At 59.0% G+C, this 23,863-nt stretch carries 28 protein-coding genes and 1 tRNA gene; 21 read left to right on the top strand and 8 right to left on the bottom strand.

Annotation, left to right across the window (positions count from 1 at the left end):
* Window positions 1-68: 68 nt before the first annotated feature.
* From BPSY_RS06300 to BPSY_RS06290, 3 genes are all read right to left on the bottom strand, one after another.
* On the bottom strand, window positions 69-2,345 hold the full coding sequence (locus BPSY_RS06300; RefSeq protein ID WP_081884291.1) for a sulfatase-like hydrolase/transferase: 2,277 nt from the start codon (window positions 2,343-2,345) through the stop codon (window positions 69-71).
* A 146-nt stretch (window positions 2,346-2,491) separates the two neighbouring features.
* Window positions 2,492-3,427, bottom strand: coding sequence for a metal ABC transporter solute-binding protein, Zn/Mn family (locus tag BPSY_RS06295; RefSeq protein ID WP_081884290.1), 936 nt, complete (start codon window positions 3,425-3,427; stop codon window positions 2,492-2,494).
* A gap of 186 nt (window positions 3,428-3,613) precedes the next feature.
* Window positions 3,614-5,068 (bottom strand): hypothetical protein, encoded by a 1,455-nt coding sequence (locus tag BPSY_RS06290; protein ID WP_033496706.1) that lies wholly within the window; start codon window positions 5,066-5,068, stop codon window positions 3,614-3,616.
* A gap of 50 nt (window positions 5,069-5,118) precedes the next feature.
* Between BPSY_RS06290 and rpmB the strand changes: the two genes are divergently transcribed.
* The 8 genes from rpmB to BPSY_RS06250 all read left to right on the top strand — a co-directional run bounded on the left by rpmB (window position 5,119) and on the right by BPSY_RS06250 (window position 11,049).
* Window positions 5,119-5,358, top strand: a complete 240-nt coding sequence (gene rpmB / locus BPSY_RS06285; protein WP_033496821.1) for a 50S ribosomal protein L28 — start codon at window positions 5,119-5,121, stop codon at window positions 5,356-5,358.
* Window positions 5,359-5,425: 67 nt separating this feature from the next.
* Window positions 5,426-5,596 (top strand): 50S ribosomal protein L33, encoded by a 171-nt coding sequence (gene rpmG, locus BPSY_RS06280; RefSeq protein ID WP_033496707.1) that lies wholly within the window; start codon window positions 5,426-5,428, stop codon window positions 5,594-5,596.
* The gene (gene rpsN, locus BPSY_RS06275; RefSeq protein WP_434735143.1) at window positions 5,550-5,918 is read left to right on the top strand and encodes a 30S ribosomal protein S14; all 369 of its coding nucleotides are present in this window, start codon (window positions 5,550-5,552) and stop codon (window positions 5,916-5,918) included. Before rpmG ends, rpsN begins: the two co-directional genes overlap by 47 nt.
* Before the next feature lie 235 nt (window positions 5,919-6,153).
* Window positions 6,154-6,438 (top strand): type B 50S ribosomal protein L31, encoded by a 285-nt coding sequence (locus BPSY_RS06270; RefSeq protein WP_033496711.1) that lies wholly within the window; start codon window positions 6,154-6,156, stop codon window positions 6,436-6,438.
* Window positions 6,435-6,557, top strand: coding sequence for a 50S ribosomal protein L36 (gene rpmJ / locus BPSY_RS06265; RefSeq protein ID WP_033496712.1), 123 nt, complete (start codon window positions 6,435-6,437; stop codon window positions 6,555-6,557). Before BPSY_RS06270 ends, rpmJ begins: the two co-directional genes overlap by 4 nt.
* Complete coding sequence (rpmF, locus tag BPSY_RS06260; RefSeq protein WP_033496714.1) at window positions 6,557-6,724, top strand: 50S ribosomal protein L32; 168 nt, start codon at window positions 6,557-6,559, stop codon at window positions 6,722-6,724. Before rpmJ ends, rpmF begins: the two co-directional genes overlap by 1 nt.
* A gap of 290 nt (window positions 6,725-7,014) precedes the next feature.
* Entirely contained in the window at window positions 7,015-8,376 is a 1,362-nt protein-coding gene (locus BPSY_RS06255; RefSeq protein WP_033496715.1) for an alpha/beta hydrolase-fold protein, read from the top strand.
* Window positions 8,377-8,469: 93 nt separating this feature from the next.
* Entirely contained in the window at window positions 8,470-11,049 is a 2,580-nt protein-coding gene (locus tag BPSY_RS06250; RefSeq protein WP_033496822.1) for a bifunctional lysylphosphatidylglycerol flippase/synthetase MprF, read from the top strand.
* Window positions 11,050-11,131: 82 nt separating this feature from the next.
* On the opposite strand, the gene BPSY_RS06245 is transcribed toward BPSY_RS06250, so the two are convergent.
* From BPSY_RS06245 to purE, 3 genes are read right to left on the bottom strand one after another with little or no spacing between them, the layout of a single operon-like run.
* The gene (locus BPSY_RS06245) at window positions 11,132-11,524 is read right to left on the bottom strand and encodes a Fur family transcriptional regulator (RefSeq protein ID WP_033496717.1); all 393 of its coding nucleotides are present in this window, start codon (window positions 11,522-11,524) and stop codon (window positions 11,132-11,134) included.
* 55 nt (window positions 11,525-11,579) lie between these two features.
* Complete coding sequence (gene purK / locus BPSY_RS06240; RefSeq protein WP_033496719.1) at window positions 11,580-12,767, bottom strand: 5-(carboxyamino)imidazole ribonucleotide synthase; 1,188 nt, start codon at window positions 12,765-12,767, stop codon at window positions 11,580-11,582.
* On the bottom strand, window positions 12,751-13,254 hold the full coding sequence (gene purE / locus BPSY_RS06235; RefSeq protein WP_033496720.1) for a 5-(carboxyamino)imidazole ribonucleotide mutase: 504 nt from the start codon (window positions 13,252-13,254) through the stop codon (window positions 12,751-12,753). The genes purK and purE overlap by 17 nt, the downstream gene beginning before the upstream one ends.
* Window positions 13,255-13,499: 245 nt before the next feature.
* Here purE and BPSY_RS06230 point away from each other — a divergent pair, with 245 nt between their 5' ends.
* A complete protein-coding gene (locus tag BPSY_RS06230; RefSeq protein ID WP_033496824.1) occupies window positions 13,500-15,410 on the top strand; it encodes a 1-deoxy-D-xylulose-5-phosphate synthase in 1,911 nt (636 codons plus the stop codon).
* A gap of 188 nt (window positions 15,411-15,598) precedes the next feature.
* Window positions 15,599-15,672, top strand: a tRNA-Arg gene (locus BPSY_RS06225).
* 89 nt (window positions 15,673-15,761) lie between these two features.
* On the opposite strand, the gene BPSY_RS11050 is transcribed toward BPSY_RS06225, so the two are convergent.
* Complete coding sequence (locus BPSY_RS11050) at window positions 15,762-17,042, bottom strand: tyrosine-type recombinase/integrase (protein WP_081884289.1); 1,281 nt, start codon at window positions 17,040-17,042, stop codon at window positions 15,762-15,764.
* On the bottom strand, window positions 17,042-17,680 hold the full coding sequence (locus BPSY_RS06215) for a helix-turn-helix domain-containing protein (RefSeq protein ID WP_081884288.1): 639 nt from the start codon (window positions 17,678-17,680) through the stop codon (window positions 17,042-17,044). The genes BPSY_RS11050 and BPSY_RS06215 overlap by 1 nt, the downstream gene beginning before the upstream one ends.
* A gap of 71 nt (window positions 17,681-17,751) precedes the next feature.
* Between BPSY_RS06215 and BPSY_RS11770 the strand changes: the two genes are divergently transcribed.
* The 11 genes from BPSY_RS11770 (at window position 17,752) to BPSY_RS06170 (ending at window position 23,816) form a co-directional block, all read left to right on the top strand.
* Entirely contained in the window at window positions 17,752-18,042 is a 291-nt protein-coding gene (locus tag BPSY_RS11770) for a helix-turn-helix domain-containing protein (protein ID WP_202961781.1), read from the top strand.
* Window position 18,043: 1 nt separating this feature from the next.
* Window positions 18,044-18,310, top strand: coding sequence for a hypothetical protein (locus tag BPSY_RS11630; protein ID WP_152596843.1), 267 nt, complete (start codon window positions 18,044-18,046; stop codon window positions 18,308-18,310).
* On the top strand, window positions 18,307-19,821 hold the full coding sequence (locus BPSY_RS06205) for a DUF3631 domain-containing protein (RefSeq protein WP_034886703.1): 1,515 nt from the start codon (window positions 18,307-18,309) through the stop codon (window positions 19,819-19,821). Before BPSY_RS11630 ends, BPSY_RS06205 begins: the two co-directional genes overlap by 4 nt.
* Window positions 19,802-20,053: a hypothetical protein gene (locus tag BPSY_RS06200; RefSeq protein ID WP_033498393.1), complete on the top strand. Its 252-nt coding sequence runs from the start codon at window positions 19,802-19,804 to the stop codon at window positions 20,051-20,053. Before BPSY_RS06205 ends, BPSY_RS06200 begins: the two co-directional genes overlap by 20 nt.
* 82 nt (window positions 20,054-20,135) lie before the next feature.
* Window positions 20,136-20,834 carry a hypothetical protein gene (locus BPSY_RS06195; protein WP_033498395.1) on the top strand — a complete coding sequence of 233 codons (699 nt, stop codon included), beginning with the start codon at window positions 20,136-20,138 and terminating at the stop codon, window positions 20,832-20,834.
* Window positions 20,827-20,949: a hypothetical protein gene (locus tag BPSY_RS12015; protein ID WP_274518463.1), complete on the top strand. Its 123-nt coding sequence runs from the start codon at window positions 20,827-20,829 to the stop codon at window positions 20,947-20,949. The genes BPSY_RS06195 and BPSY_RS12015 overlap by 8 nt, the downstream gene beginning before the upstream one ends.
* Complete coding sequence (locus BPSY_RS06190; protein ID WP_033498397.1) at window positions 20,946-21,188, top strand: hypothetical protein; 243 nt, start codon at window positions 20,946-20,948, stop codon at window positions 21,186-21,188. Before BPSY_RS12015 ends, BPSY_RS06190 begins: the two co-directional genes overlap by 4 nt.
* Complete coding sequence (locus tag BPSY_RS06185; protein ID WP_033498399.1) at window positions 21,172-21,501, top strand: hypothetical protein; 330 nt, start codon at window positions 21,172-21,174, stop codon at window positions 21,499-21,501. The genes BPSY_RS06190 and BPSY_RS06185 overlap by 17 nt, the downstream gene beginning before the upstream one ends.
* On the top strand, window positions 21,494-21,994 hold the full coding sequence (locus tag BPSY_RS11045) for a hypothetical protein (RefSeq protein WP_033498401.1): 501 nt from the start codon (window positions 21,494-21,496) through the stop codon (window positions 21,992-21,994). Before BPSY_RS06185 ends, BPSY_RS11045 begins: the two co-directional genes overlap by 8 nt.
* A 171-nt stretch (window positions 21,995-22,165) precedes the next feature.
* Window positions 22,166-23,005 carry a phage major capsid protein gene (locus tag BPSY_RS11040; protein ID WP_051921760.1) on the top strand — a complete coding sequence of 280 codons (840 nt, stop codon included), beginning with the start codon at window positions 22,166-22,168 and terminating at the stop codon, window positions 23,003-23,005.
* Between the two features lie 409 nt (window positions 23,006-23,414).
* The gene (locus BPSY_RS06170; RefSeq protein WP_033498402.1) at window positions 23,415-23,816 is read left to right on the top strand and encodes a DUF2256 domain-containing protein; all 402 of its coding nucleotides are present in this window, start codon (window positions 23,415-23,417) and stop codon (window positions 23,814-23,816) included.
* Window positions 23,817-23,863: the final 47 nt, after the last annotated feature.

Below are 23,863 nucleotides of genomic sequence, written 5' to 3'. Positions count from 1 at the left end.
ACCGGGAAAACACCGGGGGAAACACAGAGGCGGAAACCCGCATGCGCGGGCGAGAGGATGCCGATCCCCTACTCGCCGCCCGTGGTCTGGCTGTCTCCCGATTCGCCTGAGGAGCTGGATTCGCTCGATTGGCTTGGCGACGCTTCCTCACTCGCCTTCTTCGCGTCGGCGGCCTTCTCTGCGGCCTCCTTCGCGGCCTTCTCCTCACTCGCTTTAGAGGGCGCGGTCATGAAGCCGGTGCCTTCCAGGTAGTGGTTCCCTGCCGTGATGTCGTACTGGATGAGTTGGTAGTCCTTCACCAGCTGCTTGGTTTCCGCATCGAACTTCGTGGCATCCATAGGATTGCCGGAATTATCGAGGTAGATCGTCTGCCCCTCCGGAATGCGGTCCCATCCCTGTATCTGATTGACCACCGGCGGTTCGATGGCGGCTATCTTGGTGCGCAGCGTGGTGAGGAATGCCAGATACGGTGAGACCTTGGCATCCATATGCTCCGCGGTCTGGGCCATGAAATAGTTCGGGGATGTGAAGTTGCTGTCCGCCAGCTTGGTCTTGCTCGATGAGGAGGCGGAATTCGACCAGATGAAATAGTCGGTCTCGTGCAGGGCAAGCGAGTTGTTGGCGTCGGCACCCGCCGTCGTGTAGATGCCGGGCAGGTGGTCCCCGTAGAAGACCACGGTGATCGGCTTGTCGATCTTGTTCAACGAGGCCAGGAAGGACTTCGTCGCGGTATCCGTTATGCTCACACCTTTGGCATAGGTGTCGATCGACATGGTCTCGTCGCTGCCCAGCTGCGTGGCGCCCGTCGATGCGGTGACCTTGAACTCATTGTTGTTGTACCAGTTGTTGTACGGCATATGGTTCTGCATCGTGATGATCTGCAGGAACTGGGTGGTGTCTCCGGAGGTGATCTTGCCGAGTGCGCTGTTGTATGCGGATTCATCACTCACATACGGGGATTGATCGATCTTGTTCTGGTATTGGATCTGCTCATCGCCGTCAAGCGTGTAGAAATGCGAGAAACCGAATTTCTTGTAGTTGCCCGCCCTGGAGTACATCGAAGACTCATAGGGATGGAAGGCGAGGGAGTTCTTGGAGCTTCCCCAGATCTGGTTGATCGTCGGCGTCCACGACAAGGACGGGACGAGCTGCTGGTACGGGCTGGTCAGCGAAGCATCGAAGTTGGCCATGCTCAGACCGGTGATCTGCTGGAATTCCAGATTCGCGGTGCCGCCGCCATATCCGGATGAGAGCATCAGCCCGCTGGTTGTGGAGCTTTTGATCGAGCGGATATTCGGCATCGGATCCTTGTTGATGGAGATTCCCGGGACCCTGGTGGGATCCGAGAAGGATTCCGAAAGCACATAGATGACCGTGTTGTCATTGAGGTAGCTGCTGCGCGTGGCGTTTATCTCCTCGGCTTCCTGCTTGTAGCGCTTCGCCACCTTCTTCATGGTCGCTTCACTGTAGCCGCTGGGCTCATCCATCACCTTGGGGTTGAGTTGCCTCATGAAGGCGAGGAGGGTCCCGTTGCGCTGCGCGTCGTAGACGGAATCCCACATCGAGGGCACATCACCCATCGTTTTCGACACGTTGTATGACCAGGTGCCAACCGTACTGACGGATTGCGCGAACAAGGTCAGAGCCATCGCCGGAATGAGGATGAACAGGACCCTGCAGATGGCCCCTATCCTTTTGTCTGCGGAAACGAAGATCCTGCCCCTGCGCAGGTCCATGCGGTTGATGAATACGCACAAGGCGACCAACAGCGCCAAGGCCACGACGGCCCATACGATCGTCCATTGGGAGCCGGAGGGAAGGAAACTGACGATATTGCCGGTGTTCGATTGCAGGAAGTTCAGATCCGAAGGCATGATCGCCTCATAGCGGGACACCGCCTTGAGGTGTTCGGCCACCGCCACGGCCGCGCATATCACGAGGAACAGTGGCGATGCCACCCAAAAGCGGTTGCACAGCATCAGAATCATCAGGTATATAAGGCCGAGGGCGATCAGGTTGAGAATGAAGACGAAACGCCATTCGGTCCACATGCTGGAGATGAAACCCCAGAATCCGATCAGGGGACTTGAGAGCGCCACGCGTGAACTCGATATGGTGACGCCCCATTGCAGAAGCCCGACCCCGACGATGTCGAAGACAAGGAACAAGACGGCATAGGTCCACCCGGAAAAATGTGATTTCCCGATGGCGGTACCTGCTTCAGCACGCTGTGCCGATCCTTCGGAAGTGCTGCCGGCACCTGCGTCCTTGCTGTGATCCTCCTGTGCCGATTGCCCTGATACGTCGTTATCCCTCGTCTTGCGACGCTTTAGAAAGCTAAGCATAGTCTCCGATTGTTCCAACGATGCCAGACAAAGCCAAGTGATCCATACTGTTCTACACGAAGAAGGCACCTCAGACGCGAAGGCCGTCAAGCCCGCGAATGAGGTGCCTCATCGTCATATGCCCTGGTACTGGCTGTTACCGTTTGCTATTTGATGCTTTTGGCGAAGTCCGAAACCAGTGCGTTCATCCAATCCAGAAGATCCGTGTACTGCTTGGGCATCTGTTCGGTCAGATTCACAATCGGCACGTTGTTCTTCTTGGCTGCGGACGTGATCTGGTTGGTGACCGAATCCGCCTCCTGCTCGTTGAAGACCAGCAGCTTGATCTTGCCACCGGCCAAGGCTTCCTGATAATCCTTGATATCAGCCGGCGATGGTTCGCTCTCGTTCGCCGACGCCTGGGCATAGCCACTTGGGGTGATGTCGTTCATACCGAGGTCATCGGCGAGATACCAGGCAACGGATTCAGTCGCGGCGTAGTCGACGCCCTTGAGCGTGCTGCTCGACTGCTTGATCGTCGCCTCAAGCTTCTGCTCTTTGGCCTTCCACTGGGTGTTCAGATCGGCGAAGTAGCTCTTCTGCGAAGGCAGGGCCTTCTCATAGGCCTTGGTGATCGCATCCGCCGCAGCCGTACGCACCGATGCGGAGAACCATACGTGTGGGTTGTCACCGGATTTCTTGCCGCCCGCTTCCGCCGCGTTGACCAGGGTGGCATCGGTAGAAGACGCCGCCTTGGAAGCCCATGGATCGTAATCGGCACCATTGACCACAACGACCTTCGCCGACGTGAACTTCGCCACGTCGGAGCTCGTCGGCTCGTAATCGTGTGCCTCCACATTGGTGTTGGTCATGATCGAGGTGACACTGACCTTGTCCCCACCAAGATCCCGTGCGACGGAACCCCATTGATTGATGCTCGCGATGACGCTGATCTTCTCATCGGACTGCGAGCTTGACGACGCATCCCCTGCGGTCGATCCGCATGCCGCTGTTCCGACCAAAGCCGCAAAGGCGATCGAGGCCGCCATAACACGCCTGAAGGCAGCTCGTTTTGTCGAGTTGAAGAATGCCGATACCGACATAGTTCCCTACTTCCCACTGATATTCATATTGCTATTGCTGACAACGATTCGATGATGTGCATTCCGGGCGTCCCAGCTTCACAGCCGTTCATTCTCTCGCAAGCGCGCCACATAAGTCCGCTGTCTTGACGAGAACCAGTATACACTTAATGATATTAATTATCATTAATAGTGTGTTTTTGAGAATTATTCTCCGTCGACATCGGCGGGGCCGCCTTCCGCCCACCGGGTGAACACATCATCCTGACCCATCCACTCCACCGTTCCGCGTCCCATCTCTTCGGCGGTGAGCAGCAATCCCTCCACCATGCGAGTCAGCTCGGCACCATCGCTGCGTGCGTCTTCGCATGACGCCAGCATGAACAGTTCGGTGGCCGCGATATCCCCGTCAAGCTGCCCGTCGGGGATCTGCTCGATCTGGGAACCGTTGGGCTCGCATTCCCACACAAAGGTGGAGAAGGGTTTCGTCGGCACCCTGAAGTGGGCCTGGATATGCATGGCCTGATGGTCCCCGGCCAGAAACTCCGAGAGCCTGCCGGGATGAAGCAATCGACGCGTGCGCAAGCCCAAGGCGACCACATCCCTTCCGAAGGCCTTGAATTGCAGGACCTCCCCGTCCAACTCATCCGGGTTCCCCACGGCCGCGACGGCCTGCGCCAATTCGGCGATATCGACCCGGCCGATGTCATCGTGGATGACAGCCCCTCCAGGCATCAAAGCCCGCAGCAGATCGATAATCGGATCGGCGGCATCCTCGGCATCCATCGCACCCTCCTGTGCGGCGCCCTCGGGCCCGGGAGCGTGCGCGGATGCGCGTTGACCAACATCCTCTACGGCGCGGTCAGCCCCAGGGGTCCAGTCACAGAGCAACACATGATCCGCCTCATGCAGCAGATTCGCGGTCACCCCACCAAGACTCCGGTCGTCCATCGGGTCCTCCACCGCAGATTCATACACCGCATCACGGCTTCCTCCATGCGCATCCTGTGCTGAAGTGGCTTCGGCGATCATGAAGGGCGCATCATCGAAGAGACGATCCTGCAATCCCCCGTGCCGGACGACGGTGACGATGCCACCCACCGAGACGTATTCCAGACTCTCACCCTGCGGGCATGCGACCTCCCCGCATTCGTCACCCTCCGAAAAATCATCGGCGATGGTGAGAAAAGCGCGATCCAACGCGCAGCTGTCCTCCAGATAGGATGCGACCGGAGCGGCCTCCATACCCGGAGGCAGCACCACCAGCAGATGTTCGCACTGCTGCGCGCATTCGCCAAGCAGCAGTCCCACATCGTGTTTGACCGTACAGGTCAGGCAGCATCCGTCCATGACCACCGGCACCCGTCCCCTGGCATCCTGCACGGGGATCTCACGCTCCGCGCACAGCGAACGGGTGACACGCAGACTCCCGTACTCCGCCGGATCGGCCTCAACCCAGTACCGCAAAGCCATCACACCATGCTTACCACTGGCGAGATGCAACACGGCGGCATCCAAATCGGCCCCCGTGGCCCCTGTAAGCAGCAGCACCGAGCACTGCGTTCGCCCTGCGCGAGGCGATTTCCTCGCCCCGGGATGCGGCAGACCTTGCTGCTGGGCGGAACCGGTCTCCGCGGCGGCCTGTGATCGGGAATATTCCATATCGGACCCTCTACTTGCGATAATGATTATCGTTTACTATAGTGGCATTCATGTCCAAATCATGTCAAGTTCTCGGAACCCATGCCAGCTATGGCAACTCCATATCCCATTCACACAAGGCGACGCGCCGACGCTTCCAAGCCAACCTGCAGAACAAGAGGTATTGGGTGCCCTCACTCGGGCGCCACATCACCCTTCAGGTCTCTGCGAAAGGCATCAAGACCATAGATCGCAGAGGTATAGATTCCGTGGTCGCAACACTACGGGCGCAAGGCACCCTGAAGATCTGAGCCGTCGAAGGGCATCCCGGATCATCACGTGCCGCCGAGGACGCACCGAAAAAGCTAAGGAATACTCATGGCATCAAAATCAAGCGAGAACCGCCCCGTCATCACGCTGCGCTCGACCGAGGGAACGGGATTCACCTACACCACCCGCAAAAGCAGACGCAACACCCCAGACAGGGTTGAGCTGCTGAAATATGATCCCGTGCTTCGCCGCCGGGTCATCTTCCGGGAAACACGCTGAAAGCAGAGAAGGAAGCATGGCTAAAACCAGCAAAATCAATAAACAGATCCGCAGAGAAGGCATCGTCGAACGGTACGCGGAACGCAGGGCGCAATACAAGCGGGACAGTGTCAACCCCCACCTGAGCCAGGAGGAAAGGGACACCGCCATGAGCAAACTGCATGCCCTCCCCCGGGATGCCAGCCCCACGCGGTTGCGCAACCGTGATGCCGTGGATGGCAGACCGCGCGGCTACCTGCGCAAATTCGGCCTTTCACGCATCAACATGCGCGAGATGGCCCACCGTGGCGAGCTCCCCGGCGTAACCAAATCCAGTTGGTGATTTTCCAACACCCCTGACGGCAGGCATCCCGGCAGCGGAACATTCCTCAAGCCCGCTCCGGATGCCCGCTTCGATTCGCGGTTGGATGCAACGGCTCCCGAATCCGTTCACCACATCGGATGCAGGAAATGCAGAGATGCGTTGAAAGCGGTGCCAAGGAAACAGTGCCGCGGAAACAGTGCCACACGAAGCATGCCACGCCAGTCAGGCCAGGACCCTGAGAAAGAAGACAACAATGAAAGCGAATATTCATCCCACGTATGACTATGTGGTGTTCCGGGATCAATCCGCGGGCACGATGATGCTCACACGTTCCACCTTGGCGGCCAAAGCCAAGTCCCTGCCGACCGTCACATGGGAGGACGGCAAGGAATATCCCCTGGTGAACGTCGAGGTCTCCTCCGCCAGCCATCCCTTCTACACCGGCAACAACATCGTGCTCGACACGGCGGGCCAGGTGCAGAAATTCAACCAGCGCTACCGCCGCAATCCGGCGCAGGGTGACAAGGAATCAGCATGAAGGTCAAATCATCGGTGCGCTCACTCGCGCGCAAGGACGGGTCGGTTGTGGTGCGCCGACGCGGTCATATCTACGTCATCAACAAAAAACATCCCAATTTCAAAGCGAGGCAGGGCTGATGGCACTTCCCAAGTACAAGAAGTCAAGAGCCAACACGCACGCGAGGCGCGCGCAGTGGAAGGCGCACAACGAACAGATCATCACTGTCAGCACACCTGACGGCAGCGTCGTAGAGGTGCCTCAGCACCTGGCGGCCGCGGCCAGAAAAGGTCTGCTCAAACTCTGAGCGCCATGGTGGATTCCGCTCCACCGAATCCACAAGTAGGGCTGGGCCCCGATGCGATTCTTCGGATCCGCATCGGGGCCTCACTGTATCCGCCCTCGGATATGGCCTTGCGCAAAAGTCGTCCCTAAGGCTGATTTGCAGATACTCCAGATACAGGTAGCGTTGTCTGTCGGAATTGAGCAGAGACGGGGAACGGCCATATGCCGCCTGCGTCTCTGGCTGTGGTTTCATGGTCATCCTCGTGCCGCCTCATATGGCACGCATGCCATGACATTCGGTTGGGGGGAACGATGATCGACTGGCTGCTTCACATACATCTCCTGCACGGCTGGCTGCCAACACTATGGCTTTGCCTCACCGCCGCAGTGCTGCTGATCACCCTGGTCATGCAACTGGGCGCAAAGCATCGCAGGAAGCTGCTGTTTGAAATACTCATCGGCATCGCCTCCGGCGCTCTCGGTTACCTCGTCACATGGCTGCTCTCCGATGTGTTCGTGGTATTCGGCGTCAGCCTCGGATACCGGGTCATCACAGTCATCAGCCTCGGTCTTGCATCGTTGGGATATCTGATCGCGGCCCTGGTCATGACCCATGCGGGCCGACGTGTGGTCTGCGCGATCGCGATACCGATTCTGGTGCTGTTCACCCTGCTGAGGGTCAACATGGTGTATGGGGAGTTCATTCTTTTCAGCAGCGTGTTCGGGGTTCCTGTCTACAGCAAACTCGATACCGATGCGGTGCGTCATCCGAGCATGACGGTCGAGGAATGGAACACACTGGCGGCGGCGGGCAAGGCCCCTCACCATCCCGCAACGGGCGAGGTGCGTTCGGTGGATATCAAAGGCACGATATCCGGTTTCAATCCTCGTGCCGCCGATATCTATCTGCCTCCTGCGGCACTTTCCGCCAAGCCTCCCAGGCTTCCGGTACTCATCATGCTCGGAGGTCAGCCGGGCAGCCCGGATCGTTTCTTCACCGCGAGCAATATCGCCGCCGTGCTCAACAATTACGCCAAGGCGCATAACGGCCTTGCTCCGATCGTCGTCTCACCCGATCAGAACGGTTCCACGCGCAACAACAGCCTGTGTGTCGATTCACCCGTGGTCGGCAATGTCGAAAGCTATGTGACCAAGGACGTCACGAATTGGGTGAAGAAGCATCTGCCCGTGGCATCATCACCGACGGAATGGGGCATCGGCGGATTCTCACAGGGAGGAACCTGCTCGACGCAATTGGGAGCGCGGCATCCCGAGCTGTACGGGCACATGTTCCCGATCGACGGTGAGATCGCACCGACCGAAGGTTCGCGGGAATCGATGATCCGCCGGTATTTCAACGGGGATGCCAAAGCATACGAAGCGCAGATCCCGGTCGTCGCCATCAAGCAGCACGCTCCCTCAACGCAGACGATGTTCAGCGCCGCCGGTGATCAGGATGCCCGATCCATCGGCAATATGCATGCGATCGGAGGTGCCGGTGTCGATGCAGGCATGACGGTGAAAACCGTGGTCACCGCGCATTCGGGTCATGATTGGAACACCGTGAAAACCGCATTGAACCCGGGGATCGATTGGATAAGCGCACAGATGGGTCTGGGCGTGATGACCAAGCAGTTGGCAGACTACCCCAATATCACGGTCGTCACCCCATAGCCCGGCTTCGGGCATGGGCAAGGGCGGCTCTCGACTTGGGCGCCGAGGCCATCCGTGCCGAAACCATCCGTACAGATGAATCAAGGAATGCACATGAAGGGGAAGAATCAAGGCATGAACAAGGATCAACGAAAAGATGCCGGGCATTGGAAGGCCATGCTTGCCGACGTGCGCCAATGGCTGCGCGCACACCGTCTGGCAGTGGTATTCGCGCTGGCGATCCTGTTGCTCAACATCGCTTACTTCATCTACCATGCGATTTTCATGCCCGGCATGCCGGACACAGCCCCCTCGCTCAGCCTCGGTCAGATACTGAGCCCTCCCGTCCATAAAGGCCCCGGCACCCAGCCGGAACTCGACGTGCAGCTCGTCAGACTCGTCACCAGTCTGGTGCTGGTGTACAGCCCCCTGAGACTGCTGATGCACACCGTGCTCTCCTTCATCATCCTGGCCATAGCGCAAAGCCGACTGGGCACGAAGAGGACGATCGCCGCATGCGTCGTGCCTGCTTTCGTGGGAACCGCCAGCGGTCTGCTGCTGTGCACCCTGCTGAATGCCTTGGCAGGGCAATGGCATGCGATTTCAACGGTTCGCATGACGCTGACACCACTCGTTCTCGTCATCGGCTCACTCTTCGCCGCCAGTGAATACAGCGACTATCTGTGGAGACGTCGCATACAGCTCTTCGGCTACAGCGCCATCCTGATCAGCGTCCTCTACTCCGGAAATCCGGGTGACTACTGCATCCTCGCGGCGGCGGTCATCGGCCACATCACGGGCAGGGTATGGCATGGACCTGCGGACCGAAGCCACTGGTGGCATGCGACCCCCTTCGAGAGTCGTCGCATCTTCGGCGCGATCTGCATGATCCTCGCGCTGGGACCTGTTGTGGCCCTGACCTCGCATCATCGTGCGGGAGCACTGAGCACACTCGCGATGTTCGTCACCGGCGGCTCGGTACATGCGCCGCAAGTGCTGACCTGTTTGGAGGGGCAGGGCACCCAGGGATGCTTCAACCCTTACGGACTGGCCCATGTGGCACTTCCGGGGGCGGTACTCCGCTCACTGCTGCCGACCGCCGCCTTGCTCATCATCGCGTGGGGCATGTATAAGGGACGACGTATCGCGGCATGGGCATGCATTGTGATGAACGCATCGATAGCGGCCCTGGCATTCGTCTATTGCTTTGTGGATCCGATGGTTTCGGGTGAGTCGCTCAGTACGATCATCAGGCATGGTGCGGCACTGACCTTCCTGACGACCTCTCTCCCACCGTTGATTTTCGCCATACTGGTACTCACCCACCGTCATTTCTTCACCATCAGAACCAAGCGTGGTCGCATCGAAGCCGGCATCGTCACCATCGCCGCCGCCTTCGTCGGCGTCAGCGTCAGTTACGTGTTGCTGGGATTGTCGATGGCTGGATCCTTCCGCCCCCGTGCCGACATCATGATGCTCATCAAGGATCTCCCACAGCGCTTCCTGCCCATCGCATTCACCGACGGCACCAAAATCGCGTTCCTGCCCACGACGGTGCCCGCGATGATCCTCCGGCAGGCGGTGGGCCCGATTTTCTGGTTCTTCGTCATCCTGGTCGTTGCCGGTTGGATGAAGGAATCCTCCGTGCTCGACGTGGAATCGCGGCGCGACGCAGGACGGCTGGTCGAGCTCGGCGGAGAATCCATGTCCTTCATGTGCACCTGGGAAGGCAACAGCTACTGGTTCTCACACAGCGGCAAATCCGCCATAGCCTACAGGGTGCTGCATGGTGTGGCCCTGACCACAACCGGCCCCTTCGGAGACCCTGCCGAATACCAATCCGATCTGACGAACTTCGCACGTTTCTGCGTCGAGCACTCCTGGTCCCCGGTGTTCTACAGCCTGCATCGCCCTGCGCGTGAGATCCTTGCGGCGCAAGGGTATTCCAGCATCCAGGTCGGCATGGAAATGGTGGTCGATCCTAGGGAATGGCAGACCCGCGGGAAAAAATGGCAGGATATCCGCACCGCCATCAACAAGGCCAAGCGCTCAGGCATCACCGATGTGCAAAGCACTTTTGAACAGACGCCACGACCCATACAATCGCAGATAGTCAGCATCTCCGAGCAGTGGGCGGACAGCAAGGCGCTCCCCGAAATGAAATTCACCCTGGGTGGGCTTCAGGAGCTGCAGGACCCTCGTGTCCGTCTGCTCTATGCCATTGATGAGAACAACCATGTGCTTGGGGTGACCAGCTGGCTGCCGACCTGGCAGGAGGGTCGCATCATCGGATGGACACTCGATTTCATGCGGCACAGCACCGACAGCCCGAACGGCATTATGGAGTTCCTGATAGCCCGTATGGCCGAACGCCTGCGGGATGAGGGTGAAGCGGTGTTCATGAGTCTGTCGGCGGCGCCCTTGGCGGGACTGAATACCGACGATGAGGAATCATCCAACATCATCACGCATGCCTTGCAGATCGTCGCCGACATCGTGGAACCCGCATACGGCTTCCGTTCCCTGTTCTTCTTCAAACAGAAATTCCAACCCCAGGAAGAGCCGGTGTATATCTGCTACAGCGACCCGGCCAAGCTGGTGAGCATCGGTCTGGCGGTTCTTCAGGCATATCTGCCGGATATGAAGGCTTCACAGACCCTGGATATGCTCAAATCATTGAGCTCGGGCCGCTGATCCCCTCCGACCGTCCCATCCGGGCATCCGTCATCCCTCGGCCATGACCGGGATGAGAGATGACGTGCGGAACGTCGGCGGACTAGGCTTTCTGGCACTCGGGGCATAGGCCGAAGAGCTCGACCGTATGCGTATGCAGTGTGAAACCGTGCTCCGCCGCCGTTTTGCGCAGCCACTGCTCATCAGGGGGTTCGATCTCGATGGTGCGCCCGCAATGCTCGCATACCAGATGATGATGGTGATGGTCGTCCACGCAGATCCGGAAAAGCTGTGATCCGTTGAGCCGCAGGGTATCCGCCTGACCGGCGTCGGCGAGGGAATTCAATTGCCTGTACACGGTCGCCAAACCGATCGAAAGGCCCGAATCGAGAAGCTGCCGATGCAGATCCTGGGCAGAGATGAAGTCATCGCACTGGTGCAGGGCCTTGAGCACCGCATCCTTCTGCTTGGTCTGCCTTAACGTGCGTCCAGGCATGAATCCCCCTCACCTTGCGACGACGGCAGTACCGCCCTCCCCGTCGTCATATCCCTCATGACAAATCGTCCCAGCACCCGGTGGCCTCCAAATCACTGACCGTTGTGGATATATCGGCAGTCAGCACGGTGATATGCCCCATCTTCCTGTCATGCTTGATCTCGGCCTTGCCGTAATCGTGCAGGCACCATTCTGGATGCTCACCGATCAGGGCCCGGGTCGGCATCACATGCTGTCCGAGCACATTGACCATGACCGCAGGACTGAGCAGACGCGGCTTGGGCAACGGCCATCCCGCGATGCCGCGCACATGCGCATCGAATTGATCGATGGAGCATGCCTCGATGGTGTAATGCCCTGAATTATGCGGCCTTGGGGCCAGCTCATTGACGATCACACGGTCATCCTTGGTGATGAACAGTTCGATGGCCAGGGTCCCTGCGAGGTCGAAGCCCTGGGCGAGACGGAGCGCCAGAGCCTCCGCCTCCTGCGCGACCTTCGTGCTGACTGTCGCCGGAGCCAGTGTCAGGTGGAGGATGTTATTACGATGCTCGTTGCGCACGATCGGGAAGGTCACGAATTCGTGTCCATTGCCGGAGATGAGGATTGACGCCTCGAAGGCGAAGTCGACGAATCCCTCCAGTATCGAGGGAGGGAAGAAGCCTTCCGCCTCGTTCTGTTGGCGCACCTCATCGAGGTCGTCCGCCGTTCGCAGAACCTTCTGCCCGTGGCCGTCATAACCGCCTGTGCGTGTCTTCAGCACGGCCGGATACCCGATCTCCCCAAGAGCCCGGAGCAGACCCGCGTAATCGTCCACCGCACGCCAAGGTGCCGTGTCGGTGCCATGATCGTTGATGAAACGCTTCTCGTGCACGCGATCCTGCGTGACCCTCAGCAGATCGGTCCCCTGCGGAACCGCCACGATGTCCCGGACCTCATCGAGGGCATCGGCATCGACATTCTCGAATTCATAGGTGATGACATCGCTGCGCTCGGCAAGCTCCCTGATGGCTGCCTTGCTGTCATAGGCGGCTACGATCTGGAAATCGGCGACCTGTCCTGTCGGGCAATCAGGGGTGGGATCGAGCACCCCGACTTTGAAGCCATGATAACGCGCGGAAAGAGCCATCATACGGCCGAGTTGACCGCCGCCGACGATGCCGATCGTCGCACCGGGCTGCAGCATCGACACGCGGGCACCGGACCGTGCTTCGGTCAGCGTCGTTTCAGATGAGCTGGGCATTGGACTCCTCGACCTTCTTCTTCAATTCCTCGCGATAATCCGACAAGGACTCCGCCAAGGCGTCATCCTGCACCGACAGGATGCTCACCGCAAGCAGGGCGGCATTCGTCGCGCCGGATTTGCCTATTGCCGTGGTCGCGACGGGGATGCCGCCGGGCATCTGCACGATGGAAAGCAGGGAATCCCAACCGCTGAGTGCGTGCGATTGCACGGGGACACCGATAACCGGCAGGGTGGTCTGAGCGGCGACCATTCCAGGAAGATGCGCGGCACCACCGGCACCTGCGATGATGACCTTGATGCCCTTGTCTCGTGCCTCATGGGCGAATCGGGCCATCAGATCAGGTGTCCGATGTGCGGAAATCACCTGTTTCTCATACGGGACCGTGAAGCGCTCAAGGATGTCACATGCGTGGCGCATGGTCTCCCAGTCACTTGACGAACCCATAATCACCGCAACCTGCGCGGAACCTTGCTCAACGCTCACATGCCACCTCCGAAGTCGGGAACAGCACCCACTCTACGCAATCGGCACGAAATAGTAAGTGCAGCACACTCCACAGCGAAAGCGATGCAGTGTTCGGTTGAGATTCGGACGGCAGAAGCGCTTGAGAAGAAATCGGATAGGTATTCCGATGGCCGAGCAGCACATTAGACGGGGTGTCTACAATATCCTCGACAATGATCGCCCATGATGACGATCCGACAGCATCCCATCGTCGATGGAGACCCATGACAGCATTGCTCGACGGCATTGACAGTCCCGAGGATCTGAAGGCACTCGGCATATCACAACTCCCTGATCTGGCACAGGAGATCCGGGAGACGTTGATTGGCTTCTGCACCGCTCACGGCGGTCATCTGGGTTCGAATCTCGGAGCCGTCGAACTCACCATGGCGCTGCATTATGTGTTCGAATCACCGCAAGACCGCATCATCTTCGACGTATCGCATCAGAGCTATACGCATAAGATCCTGACCGGAAGACGTCAGGCCTTCTGCGATCCTGAACGGTTCGGGAGCGTCAGCGGTTTCACCAACAGCGCCGAAAGCCCGCACGATCATTTCGACCTGGGGCACACCGGCACCTCCATCTCTTTGGCACTGGGGATCGCCACGGCACGGGATCTTGCGGGCGAAGACTACGCGGTGACGGCGCTCATCGGCGATGGCTCATTGAGCAGCGGAACCGCATTCGAAGGTCTGAACAACGCCTCCGGGTTTCAGGGCAAGCTCATCATCGTCTGCAACGACAATGAAATGGCCATCGACGAGAATGTCGGCGGTCTGTATGGGAATCTGGCCGAGCTGCGCAACAGCGGGGGCCGGAGCGCACATAACATCTTCAAGGATCTGGGTTTTGATTACCGATACGTCGAAGAAGGCAATGACGTCGAGTCCCTGATCGGCATGTTCGAATCGGTCAAGGAAGTGGAGCACCCTGTCATCGTCCATGTGCATACCAGAAAGGCGCTGGGAATCGGCGATCATCGTGTGCCGGGGATGCATGAAGGGCATGACCGGAACAATCATTGGTGTGCGCCTGTGGCAACAGGAGGCAAAGGCGGCGGAGACCGGAAGCCGGATGCCCACAACGCCCGCTATACATACGGATCAATGGCCATGCGCTCATTGGTGCCCCGCTTCGCGAACGAAGCCTCCCTGGTGGTCATCTCCCCCGCCACCGCCGGATCGAATGGCATACTGCCCGATTTCATCGAGGAGGCGGGGAACCATTACATCGACGTGGGCATCGCCGAGGAGCACGCCGTCGCACTGGCCTGCGGTATCGCGAAGGCAGGAGGCGCACCTGTTGTGGCCACTTCCTCGACATTCTTCCAACGTGCCTATGACCAGATCCAGCAGGAGCTCGCCCTGAACGCGAGCGCCGTCACCCTGCTTGTCTTCGCTACGGGTATATCCGGAAGCGATGTCACCCACTCCGGGGCCTTCGACATAGCCTTGCTGGGCAACCTGCCAGGCATCACCTGTCTGGCACCCACCAGCGGACAGGAATTGCTCGATATGCTAGCGTGGTCGACCGGCGAGGCCCGTCGTCCGGTGCTGATCCGCATGCCGGGAGAGGAGGTGCTCGCCTCTGAGCGTGCCGAAGGCCATGAGCTTTCCGCTCGGGAAGCAGTACGCCGCTGGCGGGAATCCACGGGAGGCACCGGAGGGCAGTGCCACGGATCCCATCGCCGACAACACGGCGGCGAATCGCTCGGCAACCCATGGGAACGCTATGCCGTATCCCATCAGGGTTCCGAAGTCGCCCTGCTCGGCCTGGGGAATGCCTACCCGCTGGCGATGCGGATCGCCCAAGCGCTGCGGCACGACGGAACACGGCCGAACAGCATGGATCCGACGGTCATCGATCCACGGCAATACTCCACCGTGGATGCCACCACATTGCATGCGCTGCTGCCCGGGCATGATCTGGTGGTCACCCTGGAGGATTCGCAGCTCAATGGCGGCTGGGGTCATCGCATCGCCTCCTATTACGCCGAAACACCGATGCGCGTGCTCACCATCGGAGCTGATATGGCCTTCACGGATCGCATCCCACTCAGCGATCTCAGCAGTCGTTACGGCATGGATGCGCCATCCATCCTGGGACGCATCCACCAGGTGCTGGGGCACTGAGAGTCCGCACCTCCGCCGCGGCCTCGACGTGGCCGCGTAATGGCCGTTCACTGGCCGCCGGAGCACCGGACAGGCGCCGCAGCGTCACGTCGCCCGGTGCAGGACCCATCCGCCGGAGGCCGGCTTCCGCACCGCATTTGCGCTTGGTATGCGTTTCTCGTGGCATATGACTAGAATGGTTCGAGTTTGGCCCCGTAGCTCAGCTGGATAGAGCATGTGACTTCTAATCTCAAGGTCGACGGTTCGAGCCCGTCCGGGGTCACGACTTCAACCCTTGGAAACGTTATGTTTCTGGGGGCTGAATTTTATTCATTTCAAGTGGCTGCGTACACACTCGTACACAGTTGGCGATTATGCCCGACTGTTCTTCAGCACCTGCTGGCGGCTTGATTGCAATGCGTCGGCCACTTCATCGAGACGATCCGGCCATAGTCCGGCATACACATTGAGGGTCATGCTCGCATCCTTGTGCCCAAGCTGGTTCTGCACGCTCTTCACATCGGCTCCGGCCTTTATCGCCAGACTCGCATAAGTGTGGCGCAGACTGTGCGGCGTGAGCCCCGACAGGTCATCGAGTCCGGCACCCGCCTTCGCCGGATTGAACACGCGGTTGCGCCAGTTGGGGATGTTGACATGGTCTCCCTTCTTCGGCCTGAACAGGAACGATTCTTCCGATACGCCTTCGGTCAGCTTTTGCAGATCCGGCAATAGGAACTCGGGTATGGCGACTTTGCGCTGCTCCCATGTTTTCGGGGAACCGGTTATGTCCGCGCCGTTTTTGTCTTTCGTCCAGGTTCTTGCGATGATTGCGCGCCTGTTGTCGAAATCCATATCGGAGACTTTCAGGGCTGTGGCTTCGCCGATTCGTATTCCCGTGTATGCAAGAAAAAGGATGAGGGTCGCGGAGCTTTCGCCGGCCTTCGCCTTGGCGGCGTCTGCTAGGCTTTCGACCTCTTCGTATGACAGGTAGACCCGTTCCTCCGTCTGCTGCTTCTTGGGTGTGTCCACATCTTCAAGAGGATTGGAGCGTATCCAATTTCGTTTCGATGCTGCAGCGTATCTCAGCACGCTGCCGAAGGTCACTTTAACGATGCTATGGATGGATGACGCCGCGAGTTTCCGGGGCTTGCTGGCGTCGATGAAGTCATGTGCGGCGCTGCCGTCCTGCAGTGCGCTTATCCAGGCGTTTATGTCCTGCTCTGTGATGGCGCTCAACGGCACATCTCCCCAACGTGGGTAGACGTACATTCGTAGTTCGTTGCGATATCGGTACAGCGTCGATTCTTTTATCTTGTGCTTCGATTTGAGGTATTCCTCGGCGGCCTGCCTGAACGTGCGTGACTGCTTGCTCGCGTCTCTATATCTGCCGCTTCTTAGATCGTCGGAGACGGCGTCGCGGTATTCGTCGGCTTCGGTCTGCGTGGGGAACAGCTTGGAGCGTCTGTGCTGTCTGCCGTCATCCCCGTAAGCGAAGTAATCGACCCGCCAGCGGCATCCCACACCGTACACGCTTGTGCGGTACTGTTCCGGCACGTTCGCACGCTTGGGATTCTTGGCGGCGTTCAGTGAACGCTTGGCCGAAGACGAGGCATCCTTCTTCAACCATCTGTCAGTTACCCACGCGCGAGACATCAGGACTCACTGGAAGGAATGTGCATACCGTAGCGATCCTGCAAATTATGTTTTATGTTCTCTGCTATTTGCTTCCTAGTCGTTGAATGCTCTTTGAGTGTCTCAGCTATCGCAGGATCATTCCCTGCATAGCCTGCTTTTGCAGCCCTGGCGTCAGCCGCTGCTACACGTTTGAATAAGTCCCAAGAATCTCGTGATTGCATACGTGCGTCGCGCATTGCTTCAAGATCTGTTGTTAAGGCTCTGAGCCTTCGTGACGCTGGCAAAACCGCTGATTGGGCACCGCCATTTTCATCGAATTGGAACGGCTGATAGTCATGAACATCAAACCATTCATACACAGTCTGGTTTCTGGCTCCATTTACAGTCGGCGTGTCCGAAGGCTCCCAAGGTTGTTCGACGTCACAGATTAGAGCCACTGGAGAAACGCCGAGAACCTGAGCAAATTGGAGTAACTCTGTAACAGTGATGTCCTTTTTTTGACCGGTTTCGAGGTTTGCTATCATCTGCCGACTTGGACACCCTGGGCCAAACCTCTCTTTCAGCTTTTCCGCAAGGGAGTTCGCACTTTCGCCATTCTCAGTTCTGTAGCGGCGAATCCTACTCCCTATACCGCTTATTTCTCCTGAATCTACCATGTGCACACCTTTCGATTGCCGACTAATCGAACAATATCACCAAAAGTTGCAAAATATCCTGAAGTTGGTGTATGTTGTTTATTGACGGAACAAATACAAGAGTATTTATTCCAGTATGTAACAGTTTGGAGGAAGCAGTGAAACAACTAGAAGACCTTCCCGGCTATGGGGTGCTTATGAAGCCTTATGAGGTTTCAGAAATCATAGGCAAGCCTGAAACCACATTAACGTCGGATCGCTTTGAAGGACGGGGATTGCCCTTTGTAAAAGTGGGGCGACTGGTTCGCTACAGGAAACAGGACGTACTCGACTACATAAATGCAAACACTTTCAGCAGCACCGCTGAAGCTAAGGCGGTCTGAGATGCAGACATCGGTAAAGGAAAAGGCCGCACCTGCGCCAACAGGTACGACCATCAATAACGAATCCTCCTACCGGAACGATTCTTCTTCTATGGTACGCGGTTATCGTGCCGCGCGTCGCCCGTACCGCAACGAGCCGTCCAGACCGGCAACCTTGCGTGATGTGATCCGTGATCGCGGCGAGTTCGTGGGTGGCGGTGTGGCGTTGACCGCCGGGGGCCTGCCGTACGAGCCGTTGGACTGGTCGTACCTGCGGAGGTGCGCATGAGCGCGATCGATGACTATGTACAGCACGACAGCAGACTCAAGGCCAGGTTCGAGCAGGTGGGACATGATCTGACCACGCAACGCAGGCCCCCCGGGAAACCAACCGCGAAACCACACGCCGGTCCACATGAAAACGAAGTGGTCAATCCGGCCAATGCGGCCGAAGTGGTCGCAGATGTCCAGACTGCCACCACGGCAAAGGAGACCGCAACGAATCCCATAGCCCTCTCAAAACAAGTGTCTATAGTGTCTGAAGCGTCTAATCCGTCTACCGTAGGCAATCAGATCGTCGGAGTTCTACAACGTTATATCGGTTCCGTGCTAGATGACTTGATGATGCTGACACTATGGATTCTGCACACGCTGGCATTCAAACTACTCAATACGACACCACGTCTTCTGATCACATCGATTCTGCCAGCATCAGGTAAGAGCACCCTTCTCGACTGGCTTTTCCATCTGTGCTACAAGCCGATCCTCATGGCTTCCATATCCTCTGCTGCGATGCTATCAAGAGCTGCTGCTGATGGAGGCACACTGCTTATTGACGAGGCAGACCGCACTCTGCGCAAAGACAACCCATATACGGCCGATCTACTTGCAATCAGTAACAGCGGATACAAGGAAGGTGGATCACGCCCCACGCTCATGCCAGCTAAAGGCGGCGGCTGGGACCGCGAGGATCTGCCAACGTGGTGCCCCGTCGCTTATGCCGGCAATAACCCAGATCTTCCGGATGACACTTTCTCTCGCTGCATCACCGTGTTTCTGTATCCTTCTGATTCAGTGTCAGACACTGACTGGGAACTGATCCGCCAAGGTGACCCAGACGCTGACCCGCCGATCGTGCCTGACACCGATTATCTGAACTTGAGTAATGCAATGGCAGAATGGGAGAAGTCCTATTCCCCAATGCTCAAGCATCGTCCACAGCTTGACCCAAGCATAAAAGGCAGAGCACGCGAGAAATGGCTCCCCCTAGCCAGAGTCGCCCAGACACTGGCCGATTACATCGACAGTGACGGCAATAGCATCTCATGGCTTGACACCGTCCGTCGTCTAGCCCTGGCTGATGTGGAACAAGTCAAGGACGATGCAGCACTGGGACTTCGCAACAACTCTCCCCATACGGCCATCGTCACCGACATTGCAAGGCTATGGTCCATGCAGTGGAGCGACCAACTATTCATAGGAAGCCAGCAACTATGCTCAGCCCTTGCCAATTCAGACCCTGAAGCATGGGGCGCGGCAAGCAAATTCGGCACCCAGATCACACCGCGTCGTCTTGCTGGGATGCTGAAAAAGGTCGGCGTAAACGCCACTCGCAATAAAGACCAGTCCGAACGCGGCTATTACTACCTGGCGTTCCGTGAGGCATGGCACACCCTGCATGTCTGGGAAAGTCTCGCCAAGGAAAACATCACCCAGCCACCAATAGACGGATTAGACGCTTCAGACACTATAGACACTTTAAAAGAGAGGGCACCCCAAGATGGACAACTCGACTTCTGAACACGCGCCCAAGCCCACCACCATGCCCGCCGTCACCGTCCATTACACACTGGACGCGATCACCGAGGGCACCACCATCACGACATTGTGCGGCGAAACCACCGTAATCCAATCCCCTGAAGACACCGATCCCACCACACACGACGACCGAATCGTATGCGCACTCTGCGCGGCCGCCTGGGAATTGAAGGACACACCCATACCACAGCCGGAACAAGGGCAACTGTGGTGAACGCTTCCGCACCGTCGCGGTTCGACGGCAATAAACAAAGCCCCGATGTTAACGGCATCAGGGCTTTAGATAAGGATCAATAATGAAGAACCAATCCACCATCCATGATAGCAACCCCGGCCTGCACGCGCTGGCCCGCGAATACGGCGGCCAACTGCGCGACGCATCCCACCGGCTCGGTCTTCCGGACGGCTACCAGCTCAGCCCCAGCGTCTCGGACGGCGACGTGTTCTCCCTGGGCGTCGTCGCCGCCGACGGCCAGGGCGACTTGACCTTCGACAAGGACATCGCCCGGGGCCGCCTGGACACCGTGCTCATCGCTGTGCACACGGTCGTCAACCTGGCCGAGGCGTCGGACGCCGCCATGCATGATTCCCTGGAACGCGCCGACCGGCAACGCGCCGCACGCGAGACGGAGAGTTCACGGCATGCGCCGGCCGACTGGCGCAGCCGGTTCGACGGGATAGCGCGCCCCGACCTGGCATTGGAGCACACGCCGGGATGGTGCGACCAGGACGCCGGCGACCCCCTAAACGTCTCGCATTTCATCTTCCGCAGCCACAACGATGAGTTCGGCCTGGACTTCGACGTGATGGAGGACACCCCCGGCCCCGTATCGATGGGGCTCCTGCCCTCCTGGTGTGACTGGGACGTGCAGACCGCCGAGGAGCTGCTCACCCTCTCCGACCACACGGGACGGCTGCAGCAATGGCTCGACGACTGCGCCACCGTGACCGCATGGATCCGCCAGCACGACGAAAGCGAGACCAGCCATGAGTGAACTACTGGGCACGCTGGTGATGATCCTGCTGGTGTTCGGCGGACCCTCGTTCGGGTTCATGGTCGGCAGGATCGAAGGCAGACGGGAAACACGAGAATCAAGGAGGAAGCGATGAACGAGCCAAGAGACAAGACCGTGACCCCTGGGGGTATGGACGCCGGGAGCGTGGCGTACTGGAAGGCGAGGTGCACGCGTCTCGAGACGGATCTCGCCCAGGCCAGGGGCAAGACCGAGGCCTACCGCAGGATCGCGCGCAGGATGGAACAGCGCGCCAGACGGGACCAGCGGGCCGCCGCCGACGCGATCCTTCGTGCGGTCGATCTGAGGGGAGCGCTCGATGAACTCGGCCGATGAACAGGCAGGCAGGGAACTGGACCAGACCGCGGCGCAGGTCGTGGCCTACGGCATGATCCTGATAGCCGCCGAGAACTGCAAACGCGCGATCACGACCGGCCACGACATCCCCGTGACCGAACTGCCCTCGCACGTGCCCGACAGCGCCAAACCGATGCTGGCCGCGGCGTTCGACTCCATCACCAAAGCCATCGCCCCACTGCTCGCCCGCGAGGACTTCGTGGGACTCGGCACCGTGGACGCGGCCCGACGCCTCGGCCTCGAATACGACTCCATCAACCACCCCGACACGAAAGGCAACCACCATGAGTGACACCACGCCACAACCCGACACCACCGGACCCCGGGACACCCCGGCGGCGCAGGAGACGGACACAACCCCGGAACCGGCAGCGGGCAGCGCCTACATCGGCAAACTGCGCCACGAGGCCGCGGGATACCGCTCCCAGCTCAGGGACGCGCAGGACGCCAACAAGGCCCTGCAGGCACAGGTCGAAACCCTCAGCACGCAGATCACGGCAGGCCAGCAGACCATCCGGGCACGCACCCTGCAACGCCTCGCGGGCGAATACCTGCAGGACCCCGCCATCATCGACAAGTTCATCGACCCGGAGAGCATCGAGATAGGCGACGACCTCGACGTGGACGAGCCCGCGCTGCGCGGACGCCTGCAGGACCTGGTGGACGACAAACCCTACCTCGCGCCCAAACGGGGCGTGGAAATCACCCCGCCCAGCGGCGTCAGGCAACGCGACCCGACACCCGAAAACCCCATGGCCGCCTTCTTCAACCACAGGCAATCATGATACAATGACCAATATGAGGCATACGGTACAGGCCTGGAGCCCGACCGTCACGCACCAGCACAACAGAACACAGTAGATGGCCCGGAGCCGTCGCTGAAAGCAAGAACCACCATTCTTCTTTAGCGTCGGCACGGGCCTTTGCCATGACCGGCGCGGAAACGGACACACACCATGGCACGACAGACCACCAGCCCGATCAAGGGCATATACCAGGACCAGGAATTCCAGGTACAGGAATACCTGCCCGACTCCCTCTTCCTCCAAGCCGCCACCATCGCCGGCGACATCCAGGGCGACAGCCCCGCCGTCCGCGTACCCTACGTCTCCCAGGACCCCACCGTCGGCTTCGTCGCCGAAGGCGCGGAGATCAACGAGAACGACCCCACACTGGACGAAGTGCTCATCACCACCGCCAAACTCGCGGTCCTCGTCTCCCAATCCAACGAATCCCTCGCCTACCCCACCGCGGGCCAACTCATCACCAGCAGCCTGACACGCACCCTCACCCAGAAAGCCGACCACGTGTTCCTGCAGAACACCCCGGCACAGAACACCTCGCAACCCACCGGACTGCTCAACACCACCGGCACCACCCAAGGACCCGCATGGGGAGGCGACGACCCCACCAAGGACCTCGACGCCATCGCCACCGCCATCAGCCAGATCGAAGCCAACAACGGCCAGGCCACCCACATCATCATGAGCCCCACCGCATGGCTCCACTACGCCAGCCTCAAGGACAATAACAGCAACTACCAGCTAGGCCAACCCGGAACCACCGTCACCCGCCAACTCTGGGGACTGCCCGTCCTGACATCAAGCCAGGCACCAGACGACAAAATCGCCGTGATCGACAAAACCACCATCATCGGCGCGACAAGCGGACTCAAACTCACACTCTCCGACCAAGCGGCCTTCACCTCCGACAGCGTCCTATGGCGCTGCACCTGGCGACTCGGATGGAACACACCACACCCCGAACGCAACGCCATCCTGACCAAGACCGCATAACCCAAACACCAACAGCACACCAACGAAGCCAGGCCCGACAAACACACCACAGGCCTGGCTTCACCACACTAAACACCACAAAACACCACCACAAACACCCCGAAACACCACCAAAACACACACCACGAACACCAGAAAAACCAACAACCACACACAACCGACACCAACACCACAACCAACACCAGCAACCCGAAACCACCACAAACCCAACAACCACAACACCCCAAACCCACCCCAGAGGGGATGAGGGTCACAGGCACACATCAAAGACCGCCGGACAGAGCAAAAAAAGGCGCGGCATAATCAAAAGATTTCGAACCCCGGCCAAAACCGCCCATTGCGGCACCACCCGATAGCCTCATTCGTTACAAGACAAGATACTTGTAACGCATATGGTAATATCCGTTACATGACCGATCTCTTCGTAACATCTTGCGCCCATTGCGGCACCACCTTCACCGCCAGACGATCCGACGCCCGATACTGTTCCCCGAGATGCCGCGTCGCCGCGCTACGCGAACGCAGACAGCCCGCCCAGCGCAGACGCCAACCCCTCCCCGAGCAATTCACCCACCAGACCATCGCCCTGGATAGGCACGCGGCCCTGCTGGAGAAGGACGCCGCAACTCTGCTGCGCCTGATCCAGGACGATCGCCTCACCGCGAACAGGAGCAACATCAGCGCGACAAACGGCAGCGACATACAACGCGCCATCCACACACTCACCACCCAGGCCGACACCCTCCGCACAGTGAACAACGCCCTCAACCCGCCACAACCATCACCAGACACCACCAGGCAACAGCCCTGAGAACCCGCCAAGGCCATCCGCGACGGACAAGCCAACCGACAACCGAA

It is taken from the genome of Bifidobacterium psychraerophilum (assembly GCF_000741705.1).
In the GTDB taxonomy this organism is placed as follows: Bacteria; Actinomycetota; Actinomycetes; order Actinomycetales; family Bifidobacteriaceae; genus Bombiscardovia; species Bombiscardovia psychraerophila.
The sequence above is the reverse complement of the archived record's forward strand: the minus strand, read 5'-3'. Positions and strand labels throughout refer to the sequence as shown.